This window comes from Vibrio sp. SS-MA-C1-2, assembly GCF_021513135.1.
In the GTDB taxonomy this organism is placed as follows: domain Bacteria; phylum Pseudomonadota; class Gammaproteobacteria; order Enterobacterales; family Vibrionaceae.
This window is the reverse complement of record NZ_CP090981.1, coordinates 2,762,461-2,774,812: the sequence shown is the minus strand read 5'-3', so window position 1 is coordinate 2,774,812 and position 12,352 is coordinate 2,762,461. Positions and strand designations below refer to the sequence as shown.

11 protein-coding genes are annotated in these 12,352 nt (G+C 38.7%); 6 read left to right on the top strand and 5 right to left on the bottom strand.

Features of this window, described 5'->3' with window-relative positions; translation table 11 throughout:
* Positions 1–131: 131 nt before the first annotated feature.
* Together nagE and glnS are read left to right on the top strand one after the other, a co-directional pair.
* A complete protein-coding gene (gene nagE, locus L0B53_RS16910) occupies positions 132–1,619 on the top strand; it encodes an N-acetylglucosamine-specific PTS transporter subunit IIBC (protein WP_235060762.1) in 1,488 nt (495 codons plus the stop codon).
* Between the two features lie 384 nt (positions 1,620–2,003).
* A complete protein-coding gene (gene glnS, locus L0B53_RS16905) occupies positions 2,004–3,665 on the top strand; it encodes a glutamine--tRNA ligase (RefSeq protein WP_235060761.1) in 1,662 nt (553 codons plus the stop codon).
* A 106-nt stretch (positions 3,666–3,771) separates the two neighbouring features.
* On the opposite strand, the gene fur is transcribed toward glnS, so the two are convergent.
* Positions 3,772–4,221 (bottom strand): ferric iron uptake transcriptional regulator, encoded by a 450-nt coding sequence (gene fur / locus L0B53_RS16900; protein ID WP_235060760.1) that lies wholly within the window; start codon positions 4,219–4,221, stop codon positions 3,772–3,774.
* 182 nt (positions 4,222–4,403) lie between these two features.
* On the opposite strand from fur, the gene L0B53_RS16895 reads away from it, so the two are divergent.
* Complete coding sequence (locus tag L0B53_RS16895) at positions 4,404–4,883, top strand: DUF4442 domain-containing protein (protein ID WP_235060759.1); 480 nt, start codon at positions 4,404–4,406, stop codon at positions 4,881–4,883.
* 131 nt (positions 4,884–5,014) lie between these two features.
* Here L0B53_RS16895 and fldA read toward each other — a convergent pair whose 3' ends face one another.
* From fldA to L0B53_RS16880, 3 genes are all read right to left on the bottom strand, one after another.
* On the bottom strand, positions 5,015–5,542 hold the full coding sequence (gene fldA, locus L0B53_RS16890) for a flavodoxin FldA (protein ID WP_235060758.1): 528 nt from the start codon (positions 5,540–5,542) through the stop codon (positions 5,015–5,017).
* Between the two features lie 52 nt (positions 5,543–5,594).
* Positions 5,595–5,816 carry a DUF2788 domain-containing protein gene (locus tag L0B53_RS16885; protein ID WP_235060757.1) on the bottom strand — a complete coding sequence of 74 codons (222 nt, stop codon included), beginning with the start codon at positions 5,814–5,816 and terminating at the stop codon, positions 5,595–5,597.
* Between the two features lie 84 nt (positions 5,817–5,900).
* Entirely contained in the window at positions 5,901–6,677 is a 777-nt protein-coding gene (locus L0B53_RS16880) for an alpha/beta fold hydrolase (protein WP_235060756.1), read from the bottom strand.
* A gap of 102 nt (positions 6,678–6,779) precedes the next feature.
* Here L0B53_RS16880 and seqA point away from each other — a divergent pair, with 102 nt between their 5' ends.
* The 3 genes from seqA (at position 6,780) to L0B53_RS16865 (ending at position 10,072) form a co-directional block, all read left to right on the top strand.
* Positions 6,780–7,337, top strand: a complete 558-nt coding sequence (seqA, locus tag L0B53_RS16875; protein WP_235062280.1) for a replication initiation negative regulator SeqA — start codon at positions 6,780–6,782, stop codon at positions 7,335–7,337.
* An 82-nt stretch (positions 7,338–7,419) separates the two neighbouring features.
* On the top strand, positions 7,420–9,063 hold the full coding sequence (pgm, locus tag L0B53_RS16870) for a phosphoglucomutase (alpha-D-glucose-1,6-bisphosphate-dependent) (RefSeq protein ID WP_235060755.1): 1,644 nt from the start codon (positions 7,420–7,422) through the stop codon (positions 9,061–9,063).
* A 250-nt stretch (positions 9,064–9,313) separates the two neighbouring features.
* The gene (locus L0B53_RS16865; RefSeq protein WP_235060754.1) at positions 9,314–10,072 is read left to right on the top strand and encodes a Nif3-like dinuclear metal center hexameric protein; all 759 of its coding nucleotides are present in this window, start codon (positions 9,314–9,316) and stop codon (positions 10,070–10,072) included.
* 593 nt (positions 10,073–10,665) lie between these two features.
* Here the strand turns inward: L0B53_RS16865 and L0B53_RS16860 are convergent.
* Entirely contained in the window at positions 10,666–11,787 is a 1,122-nt protein-coding gene (locus L0B53_RS16860; RefSeq protein ID WP_235060753.1) for a porin, read from the bottom strand.
* Positions 11,788–12,352 lie beyond the last annotated feature (565 nt).

Below are 12,352 nucleotides of genomic sequence, written 5' to 3'. Positions count from 1 at the left end.
GTGATTTAATTTGCGATGATAATTAAACCATTTACACTAGCTCTGAATCTAATAAAGCTTAATACATTTAACAAATAGACATAATTTATAGAAATACAAATAATCTAAGAAAGCCAAAAGGGGGATTTACGGTGAATATTCTTGGGTACTTACAACGAGTTGGTCGCGCATTAATGGTGCCAGTTGCTACACTTCCTGCAGCAGCAATATTAATGGGTATTGGTTACTGGATTGATCCGGTAGCATGGGGTGGCGATAGTGCATTAGCTGCGTTCTTAATTAAATCTGGTGCGGCTATCATCGATAACATGTCATGGCTATTTGCTGTGGGTGTTGCTTATGGTCTATCTAAAGATAAAGATGGTGCAGCGGCACTGGCTGGTTTAGTCATGATGTATGTTGTGACAACCCTACTTTCTCCAGGCGCTGTTGCTCAAATTCAAGCAATCGCGGCATCTGAAGTTCCAGCTGCATTCGGTAAAATCCAGAATCAATTTGTTGGTATCATTGTTGGTATTATCTCGGCTGAAATTTATAACCGTTTCTCACAAGTTGAGCTTCATAAAGCCCTTTCTTTCTTCAGTGGTAAACGTTTAGTTCCAATTTTAACCTCTTTTGCAGGTATCCTTTTAGCATTCGTTCTAATGTACATCTGGCCTTCTATCTATAATGGTCTAGTACATTTTGGTGAAAGTATTCAAGGTCTTGGCGCAACAGGTGCAGGTATCTATGCATTCTTTAACCGTCTATTGATCCCTGTTGGTCTTCACCACGCACTAAACTCAGTATTCTGGTTTGACGTTGCGGGTATTAACGATATTCCTAACTTCCTTGGCGGTGCTAAATCAATCGCTGAAGGTGTTGGTATCCCTGGTGTTACAGGTATGTACCAAGCTGGTTTCTTCCCAATCATGATGTTTGGTCTACCGGGTGCGGCACTTGCTATCTACCATACGGCTAAGCCAGAAAATAAAGAAAAAGTGGCATCTATCATGATCGCAGCTGGTTTCGCATCATTCTTTACGGGTGTGACTGAGCCGCTAGAATTCGCATTCATGTTCGTTGCGCCACCATTGTATGTTATTCATGCACTATTAACGGGTATCTCTGTTTATATCGCGGCATCAATGCATTGGATTGCAGGTTTCGGTTTCTCAGCTGGTCTAGTCGATTTAGTACTATCTACGCGTAACCCACTAGCGGTTAACTGGTACATGCTAATTCTACAAGGTATCGTATTCTTCGGTCTTTACTACACTATCTTCCGTGCAGTCATCATCAAGTTCAACCTTAAGTCACCGGGTCGTGAAGAAGCAGAAGCTGTTGTTGTTGAATCAGTTGCCTCAACTGACCGTACAGAGCTAGCGAAACAATACCTAAAAGCATTAGGTGGACACGATAACCTAGAAGTGATTGATGCATGTATTACACGTCTACGCCTAACACTAAAAGATCGTAGCATTGTTAATGAAGCTGCAATTAAAAACTTAGGTGCAGCAGGCGTTATCAAACTAGGTGATAATAACCTACAGGTTATCCTTGGTCCTCTAGCTGAAATTATGGCTGGCGAGATGAAGAATATCCCAGCATCTGTAGATTTAACTGAAGTTAAAATCTAATCCAGAGCGATTAATCAATGTGACTTATTCACTCGATTAATTTGTTGAAAAAGTAAGCCGCCAGATAGCGATATCTGGCGGCTTTTTTCATTGCTCGTTGGATCGGTTAAGTTAATCATTATCGAGAAGTGAGAAATGAGAATGTTAAATAGAGAAAGCAAAGCGATATAAAAGCGATTAAACTTGATATGATCGTTAATGATCCGGCTTTTTTTATCCAAACAGCGCGACTTTCTTTGGCTATATATTGTATAAAGTCATAAAATTGTGGATCATAGCTGTTAACTAAAAATATGGACGACAAAAGTAGGGTGAGATCTTATGATCTCTGGTACTATCAGCCATATTAACTAATTTTAATTCAGAGACACAGGGGTGTTATTGATGAGTGAGTCTGAAGTTCGACCGACTAACTTTATCCGCCAGATAATTGATAAAGATCTTGCGAGTGGTAAATACAATGCAATTCAAACCCGATTCCCGCCAGAGCCAAACGGCTACTTGCATATCGGTCATGCTAAATCTATTTGTCTGAACTTTGGAATTGCTCAAGATTATCAAGGCCTGTGTAACCTACGTTTTGATGATACTAACCCAGTTAAAGAAGACATCGAATATGTTGAGTCTATCAAGCAAGATGTCAAATGGTTAGGGTTTGATTGGAGTGGTGAGGTTCGTTACTCATCAAATTACTTTGATCAACTGCATGACTATGCGATTGAGCTTATCAATAAAGGTCTTGCTTTCGTTGATGAGCTAAGTGCTGACGAGATCCGTGAATACCGTGGTTCATTAAAAGAGCCGGGTAAAGAGAGCCCTTACCGAAATCGTTCTGTTGAAGAGAACCTTGAGCTATTCGCTAAAATGAAAAATGGCGAGATTGCAGAAGGTAAAGCGTGTCTGCGTGCTAAGATTGATATGGCGTCATCATTTATCGTAATGCGTGATCCGGTTATCTATCGTATTAAATTTGCTCATCATCACCAAACTGCAGATAAGTGGTGCATCTACCCGATGTATGACTTTACTCACTGTATTTCGGATGCGCTGGAAGGGATTAGCCACTCTATTTGTACTCTTGAGTTCCAAGACAATCGTCGCTTATATGATTGGGTATTGGATAACATTACGTTGCCGACTGAACCACAACCTCATCAGTATGAGTTTAGCCGCTTAAACCTTGAATATACGTTAATGTCTAAGCGTAAACTTAACCAATTAGTCACTGAGAACTTAGTCTCTGGTTGGGATGATCCACGTATGCCGACCATCTCTGGTCTACGTCGTCGTGGTTATACGCCTGCGTCAATGCGTGAATTCTGTAAACGTATCGGTGTGACTAAACAAGAAAATACTATCGAGATGGGTTCATTAGAGTCATGTATTCGTGATGATCTGAATGAGAACGCACCTCGTGCCATGGCAGTCTTAGATCCGATTAAATTAGTGTTCGAAAACAAAGATGCGGATATTGAAATCTTAAACGCCCCTAATCACCCGAATAAACCAGAAATGGGCACTCGTGAACTGCCGTTCGGTCGTGAAATCTTTATTGAACGTGAAGATTTCCGTGAAGAAGCGAACAAAAAATATAAGCGTTTGGTTTTAGGTAAAGAAGTTCGTCTTCGTAATGCGTATGTGATTAAAGCTGAACGTGTAGAGAAAGATGACGCAGACAACATTACCACTATTTACTGTAGTTATGATCCAGAAACGTTGGGCAAAAATCCTGCAGATGGTCGTAAAGTGAAAGGTGTTATCCATTGGGTTGCTGCTGAAACTGCAGTGCCTGCGGAATTCCGCCTGTATGATCGTCTATTTACGGTAGCAAATCCAGCGGCTGAAGATGATTTTACCACTGTGTTAAATGCTGACTCTTTACAGCTATTAAATGGTGTTGTAGAGCCAAGCCTAGTAAAAGCAGCGGCGGAGCAAGGTTTTCAGTTTGAGCGTACCGGTTATTTTTGTGCAGATAACAAAGATTCCACCGTGGACAACTTAGTCTTTAACCGCACGGTTGGTTTACGAGATACGTGGGCAGGATAAGCCTGTTTAAATTATCTTGATAAACGAAAGATACAATAAAAAAAACCCAGCGATTAAGCTGGGTTTTTTATTGTTTGGTCGTTATTGCTTTCAAAATAAGGAACAATTAACTCTTAGGGGTATGTGCATTTTCATTTGTTTGACAATCATCGGTTAGGCAATGACCATAAAGATATAAGCTATGGTTAGTCAGACGAACATTAAAACGCTCAGCAATCTCATTTTGACGTTGTTCAATCACATGATCGGTAAACTCGATAACACGCCCACAATCAAGACAAACGAGATGATCATGGTGCTCTTGAGTCGCCAGTTCAAATACTGATTTTCCACCTTCAAAGTGGTGACGAGTCACAATTCCTGCATCATCAAATTGGTTTAATACGCGATAAACCGTCGCTAAACCAATCTCTTCACCCAAATCGATTAAAATTTTGTAGAGATCTTCAGCACTGATATGAGATACATCACTTTGTTGTAAAACCTCTAAGATTTTTAGACGAGGTAGTGTAATTTTCAGACCAGCTTTTTTTAATGCCTGGTTATTATCTGACATGGGTACTTCCTTTAGCTTATCATCAGTGATGAGGAGAATATTTTTCTATCATTGATTATAGGCGAGTTAACGCTAACAATAAACCAAATCAGTAAGATAATTGAGAATTCTTATCGATTAGATTATGGTTAAGTTAACGAAAAGCAAGTTTAGATGTGAGAACAAAGAGATAAGGGGAAGGTATGTTAAATTGGATTTATAAGCCTAGTATCGTAAAGCTTGCATTGAATCTATGGCCGCCATTTTGGGGAGCAGGAATTAAAATTATTGAAATTAGCTCGGACTTTCGTTATGTGAGAATGGGATTGACCTTTCGCTGGTGGAATAAAAACGCCAATCGTTCACAATATGGAGGCAGTATTTTTTCTATGACCGATCCTGTTTACTCATTGATGCTCATGGGAATTTTAGGTGAAAAATATTTTGTTTGGGATAAACAAGCATCGATTGATTTCATTAAGCCTGGGACAACAAAGTTGACGGCGGAATTTATTATATCTCAACAGAAAATTGATGAGATTATCAAACAAACTCAACATGGAGATAAGGTTTTTCCTGAATTCATCACTAATATTAAAAATGCAGAAAATACAGTGGTAGCACAAGTTCAGCGAACGCTTTATGTGAGAAAGAAGCCTAAATATCGAGAAAAAGCAGAGTAATTAACGGGTAGGATGAAAAAGAGTAACAAAATATTTTAAAAGGACTTTTTTAATATACAAGAAAGAAAGCAAACGAATATTACTGATTGATATCAGTATCGCTTAGTAATATTCGTTAGGATTGAAAAGTATTAGTCTGCTAACTCAGCAAGACACATCTCTTCATTTAACTGGTTTACCCAGCTAGTTACACGATCATCAGTTAATTCAGGCTGGCGATCTTCATCAATGCATAGACCAACAAATGTTGAGTCATCAACGAGTGCTTTTGATGCTTCAAACTCATAACTTTCAGTTGAAGTATTACCCACAATAGTTCCGCCTTTTGCTTCAACGATATCGCGGACAGTGCCCATCGCATCACAGAAGTATTCAGCGTAGTCTTCTTGATCTCCACAGCCAAAAATAGCAACAAGTTTAGTTGAGAAATCAATCTGCTCAAGATCTGGGAAGAAGTCATCCCAATCACATTGAGCTTCACCGTAGTACCAAGTTGGGATACCAATTAGAAGTAGATCATAGTTATCGATATCTTCTTTGCTGCTTTTAGCAATATCTTGAACATCAATAAGTTGTTTGCCTAACTGTTTTTGAATCATTTTTGCGATAGCTTCAGTGTTACCAGTATCACTACCAAAAAATAGACCTACGCTTGCCATATAAAAAGTACCTGTATCAAATTCTGCAATTATCTTGGATAAAGTGACGAAATCAGCCGACTCCAATCCCTTCCCAAATTAGTTGGATGACGCCTTTAATAATAAAACCGCTACACCCTAAAAATAACACTAACCAGACGATCTTACGACCAAATGGTGGAACATTTCCTTCTTTGAGTACATCTCTAATTGCCATCGCAATAAAGAAAAATATTGCAGCAAAGAGAAAATCTAAACCAATTGACTCAAGCAGTGCCATATTTTCGTATAACATACTCACTCATCCTCATTGAGTTTGCCGCTAACTATACCACATTCATTGATATCCTGTTAACGGCTTCATTAGGTTAACAATAGACTATTTATCTAATTCTGCTAAAAATTGTATAATTGTTCGATTAACCGAATCGGGCTTCTCAATATGCAACCAATGAGTGGTATTGGCAATAATTCGTGCTTTAGCTTGGGGGAATTGTTGCTCAATTTTTTCTTTATGTTCTGGCAGAATGTATTCGGAATATTGACCTTTCACAAATAGGGTTGGCCCTTGATAGTCATTTGCTTCTACCCACCCCATCACCGAACGATAATTATCAATTAAGGCGGATAAATTAAAACGCCATTGATAATGGTTTTCTCCCGGCTTTTTGACTAATGATTTGAGCAAGAATTGGCGGACTCCTGGCTCATCAATATGTAAGGCCAGTAAACTGTCTGCTTCTGATCTTGATGATGGCGTTGTACCTGCAACCGCACGTAAACCGGCAAAAACCTCTTGATGACGATCGACTTTATAGTCTATCGGAGCAATATCCAAAACGACCAAACCATTAACACGATCTGGCCAATCATGAGCAACTTTCATCGCTACTTTGCCACCCATTGAATGACCGATGATCGTTGTCTGGTCTATATTGAGTTTGTCTAATACGGCAACAACATCTTCTGCCATTGCAGCATAACTCATACGAGGAGCGTGTGGAGATCGACCATGATTACGAAGATCGATCATAATAACTTGATATTGAGGAGTTAACACTTTAGCGATCATAGCTAAATTATCATGGCTACCAAATAATCCATGTAACAAAACGATCGTTTTGCCTTCTCCTTTTATGCGATAATTAAGATCCAATGCGATTTCTCTCTCAGTTGTGTTAGTAGAACGTAGAGTATAACGCTGGATCAGGGTATACTGGTATAGTAATTTGCAAATGGAAAAAGAATGAAGAACACGATGAAGACAATTGAAGTTGATGAAGAACTCTATCGTTTTATTGCTGGGCAGACTCAGCATATCGGTGAAAGTGCTTCAGATATATTACGCCGCTTGTTACAAGTCGATGGGGATCAACCATCAACGGTATCAGCTAAAACAGTAGAAGTTAAAAAGCCTCAAGCTGCGAAATCTGTCGTGGTCAGTAGGGATGCGGCTAAGGATCAACAACTTGATCGTGTCCGTGAAATCCGTGAGCTTTTGATTTCTGATAAATTCGCTGCACAAGATAAAGCTATTGGTCGTTTTATGACGATCTTATCAACACTTTACCGTATTGATAATCAAGGTTTTGGTTCAGCGGCTGCATTGAAAGGTCGTACACGACTCTACTTTGCGGATAATCCAGATACATTATTGGCAAGTGGTAAAACAACAAAACCAAAGTCAATACCATCGACACCGTACTGGGTGATCACAAATACCAATACAGGACGTAAGCGCCAAATGGTTGAACAGTTAATGCTAAGAATGGGCTTTACGGCTGATTTCACCGATCGCGTTTGCAAATCCATCTAAAAATAATTTTGTGGCTATAATTGTTTGTAGGCTGCCAATTGGGCGGCCTTATTAAGTTTATTTATAAAAGGAAACAAGATTAATGGCTCAACATCCGAGAGCGGGTCAACAAGCTCAACAACAAGACATGTATAATATTCCGCTTTTAGTTGCGAACTACTTTCAATTACAACCTATCGCTGGAGAACCAAGTCATCGCGTCCTTTTTGGTACTTCAGGACACCGAGGTTGTGCTGATAAGTCGACATTTAACCAACATCATATTTGGGCGATTGCACAAGCAGTGGCTGAAGTAAGAGCAGCACACAATATTACTGGGCCTCTGTTTATTGGCAAAGATACCCATGCGCTTTCTGAGCCTGCATTTTGCTCTACGGTTGAAGTTCTTGTTGCAAACGGTGTTGAAGTTATCATTCAAGAAAATCAAGGTTACACGCCAACTCCAGGTGTGTCTCATGCGATTTTAACCTTTAACAAAAGTCATGATGCACTTTCTGATGGTATTGTGATTACTCCTTCTCATAATCCACCACAAGATGGCGGTATTAAATATAATCCTCCTCATGGCGGGCCAGCAGAAGCTGCATTTACGGATGCGATTGAAGCACGTGCCAATGAAATCATTGAGAATGGTTTAAAAGAGATCAAGCATTTGCCTTTTGGTGACGCAATGAGTTCAGATCTGGTGACAGAAAAAGATTTGGTTGCCCCTTATATTGCTGATCTTGTTAATGTCATTGATATGGACGCAATTCAAAAAGCGAACCTAAAGATTGGTGTTGATCCATTAGGAGGTTCAGGCATTGAGTACTGGCGTCAAATTGGCGAGCAGTATCAGCTAGATCTTAAGTTGGTTAATGAGTCTGTCGATCCTTCATTCCGTTTTATGTCATTAGATAAAGATGGTGCGATCCGTATGGATTGTTCATCACCGTTTGCAATGGCGGGTCTACTTGAACATAAAGATAGCTATGATTTAGCCTTTGGTAATGATCCTGATTTTGACCGTCATGGTATTGTAACCCCTGCTGGCTTGATGAATCCAAACCACTACTTAGCAGTGTGTATTGATTATCTTTACCGTCATCGCGACTGGTCTGCTGAAATTGCGGTGGGTAAAACGTTAGTGTCTAGTGCCATTATTGATAAAGTGGTTGCCGATCTTGGACGTGATCTGTGTGAAGTGCCAGTGGGTTTCAAATGGTTTGTTGATGGTCTGTTCACGAGCAAACTCGGTTTTGGTGGTGAAGAGAGTGCAGGGGCTTCTTTCTTACGTAAAGATGGTACGCCTTGGTCAACAGATAAAGATGGCATTTTGCTTTGCCTTCTTGCTGCTGAGATCACCGCGGTAACGGGAATGAATCCACAGCAGTATTATCAAAAGCTGGCAGATAAGCATGGTGAGTCTCAATACAATCGTATTCAAGCGGTGGCAAATACCGCACAGAAGAATGTATTAAAGAAACTGTCGCCTGAAATGGTCTCAGCTGAAACGTTAGCTGGAGATAAAATCACAGCACGTTTAACCCATGCGCCAGGTAATGGTGAGGCGATTGGTGGTCTAAAAGTCACCACTGAAAACGGTTGGTTTGCTGCGCGTCCATCAGGTACAGAAGATATCTATAAGATCTACTGTGAAAGCTTTAAAGGTGCTGAGCATCTTAAATTGATTGAACAAGAAGCAGAACAGATTGTGAGTCGCGTATTTGCAGATGCTGGCCTCTAACAGTTGATTCGATTGCAAGATAGATCACAAAATTAAGTGATAACACACCGTAATTGTTAACGTTATTGCGAAGTGTGGAAATAAGCCCAATGATTGGTTAGTACGATATACCTAAAGCAGAAAGGTATTACTAATTAAGTCGATTGGGCTTTTTTTATGGTCGCTTTTATTGATCTTGTTGAGTGAAGAAAGGTATATACTTAATTATCTGTTGTGATAATTGTTGTTAGTAGATTAATAGAGATAAATAATGAATAATTTTGAACTAGAGCGTTACTTAAACGAAAAACTAAAACCTCACTTAATTAAAGACTACTGTCCAAACGGCTTACAAGTTGAAGGCAAAAAAGAGATCAAAAAAGTGATCACCGGAGTCACGGCCAGCCAAGCTTTAGTCGATGCTGCGATTGAGCAACAAGCCGATGCAATTATTGTTCATCATGGCTATTTTTGGAAAGGAGAACCTCAACCTTTAGTGGGCATGAAGTATCGCCGAATTAAAGCGTTAATGGATAATAATATTAATCTTTATGCTTACCACCTGCCACTTGATGTTCATCCTGAGCTAGGAAACAATGCTCAACTAGCTCAACGTTTAGATCTTAATATCCTTGGTGGGTTAGAACGAGGAAACCCTAATTCAGTCGCGATTTATGGTGAATTAACAACGGCAATATCAGCCGCTCGATTCGCGGATAAGATCGAACAACAGCTACAACGTCAACCTCTACATATTGGTGATAATGCGCCAACTGAAATTAAAACGGTTGGTTGGTGTACCGGAGGAGGGCAAGATTATATCGATCTGGCAATCGAACATGGGTTAGATGCATTTATCTCTGGTGAGGTATCAGAACGTACGGTTCATACAGCACGCGAAAATGGTATTCACTATTTTGCTGCAGGTCATCATGCGACAGAACGTTATGGGGTTAAAGCGTTAGGAGAGTGGTTAGCTGAAACTCAAGGTCTCATTGTGGAATATATTGAGATTAATAATCCAGTTTAACCTTTTGATACTATTCTCTTATTACTTGAGGTTGCTCTTACTTGAAGTGCCTCTTACTTAAAGTGGCTGGGTTATTTCAATAGGTATGTATTAAGAAATAAGATAAAAAAATGGCTGAGTACATTAACCAATATAAGTTAAAGCCTCAACCGAAATAAAATAAAAATTAGCAGTAACGGATAAATTGATGTGTGCTTAATACATTAATCTATTTATGTACAGTAAGACGCGATTAATCTGAATAAGTTCACTAAAAATAATTTTTTTATATACCCTTCATATTTGAAGTCGCTAGGTTGTTGGCTGTATTCGTTCGCCCCAATCATATAGTACACCTATACTCATGGGGCCTCACTCACTTGCCGCCTACTAGCAACGCCAATTATTTTAGGTATGCATTTATTCAAAAATGATAGTTTTATGATATCTCGATTTACTCTGTCATCAATTAATGTATATTTTAGACTTAAAAAAAAGCGCCGATAGCTGAATAAACAGTTATCGACGCGATTTTTAATATTTGAAGCTGTAACGCTCTATTCTAATTTTATCACTACGCTTCTGATCTAAATCCAGATAAGAAGAGTCGATAATTAGAAGCTATAACGCATACCGAACTGGAATTCGTTATCTGTGTTGTCACCCATTTGAGTTGAATCACTGTGAGATGAGTCATCTAATAGGTTGAACTTGTATGAAGTATAGAATGCCGCATTACCAACATAACGCGCATACTCAACACCGATGAAGTTGATATCGTAGTTGCTTAAGTCGCTACCGTCAGCATTGTAGTAGCTGTAAGTCATATCAACGTTGTTCTTACCGAACGCATAACCTGCGTATGCATCTGTTGCATTATAGTTTACATCAGTAAATGTTTGACCATTACCATTAGTACCAGCCATTTGGCCACCTTGGTAAGTCGCTGCTAACCATAAGCCACCATTGGTATACTTAACACCCATTAAGCCAGCAGTGTTGTTAGCTGTATCACCTGTAGAAGTAGTTGTTGATGTTGATGTATAACCATTCTCTACACCATTTAAATCATAAGTTGGTGTATTTGTGATAGAAGTATTTGTTTTACCGTAACCTTGGTCACTGTATGCGCCTGCAATAGCTAGTTCTAGGTTATCAGTCAGCTTATATGCTGCCATTGCGCCAGCGCCAGAGGCGTTGTTGTTAGCATTGAAGTTACCAGAAACTTGAACGTTCAATTTGCCTGTAGCAAATTCGTAACGAAGGGTGTTTTTAGAACGGTCTTTAGTCGCGTTGTTGTATTCATTGTTGTAACCAGAGAAGGTTTCAGCCATATCTGAGAAGTTAGTTAGATAGGTTGTTGCGTTATCTTGGTTACCATAAGTGATGTTACCATACGTAGTATCAACACCGGCGAATAGGTAACGAGTGTTGATTGCTGTATCGTCTGAACCCGCATCTGTCTTTTGGGTGATTTCGTTTTCGTATTTACCAACGAAAGTCACATCATCATTTAGCTTTTGTGTACCTTCAAAGCTTAAACGGACACGAGATGCATCGTTATAACGGCTGCCTTGACCATTGTCTTGGTTGTTATCAGATAAATTACCACGTACTTCAACTCGGCCGCCAATTTTTAAAGTGGTTGTATCATTTTTATAAACTGTTGCTGCTGACGCTGTTGCTGGAATTACGATTGCAGCTGCTAGAGCTGTTGCTAAATAAGAAAGTTTCATGGGTTTAAGCACCTTTGATTTATTACTACTACAAATAAGAAACATAAAATATATTTATTTCGAGATTTTTATTAACCTCATTTTTGTTGGAAGAAATAATATATAAGCACTGAATATATGCAACTGTATCAAATGAGTGTAATTTAATATAAATCAATTTTTAATATTTTAATTCCAGCAAGATGCTGAAATATAATGATATTAAATGTTCAATTTAATAATGAAATCCTAACTCCCATTTTTGGAATTGATTATTTTGTTAATTGTGTGTTTCCAAATTGTGTCTTTTATATTGTTATTTTTCGTTTTTCTTGTTTTATTTTTTAAATTAACAAAGTGATTTTTATAAATTAGAAATAATAAAGGTTAAATATTGTTCAATTATTATTTTTTATTTTCATGTGGACTTAAATCGTATTTTAAATGGTTAGATTTTATCGGGTTAATAAGTGTGATCATGATCACATTGGTATATTTTATATGAAAGAGAATGATTAATTAAAATAAATCCTAGCGCAGTAATAATTTATCAATCAATAAATAAAGGGTAATTAAGCAGATGAAG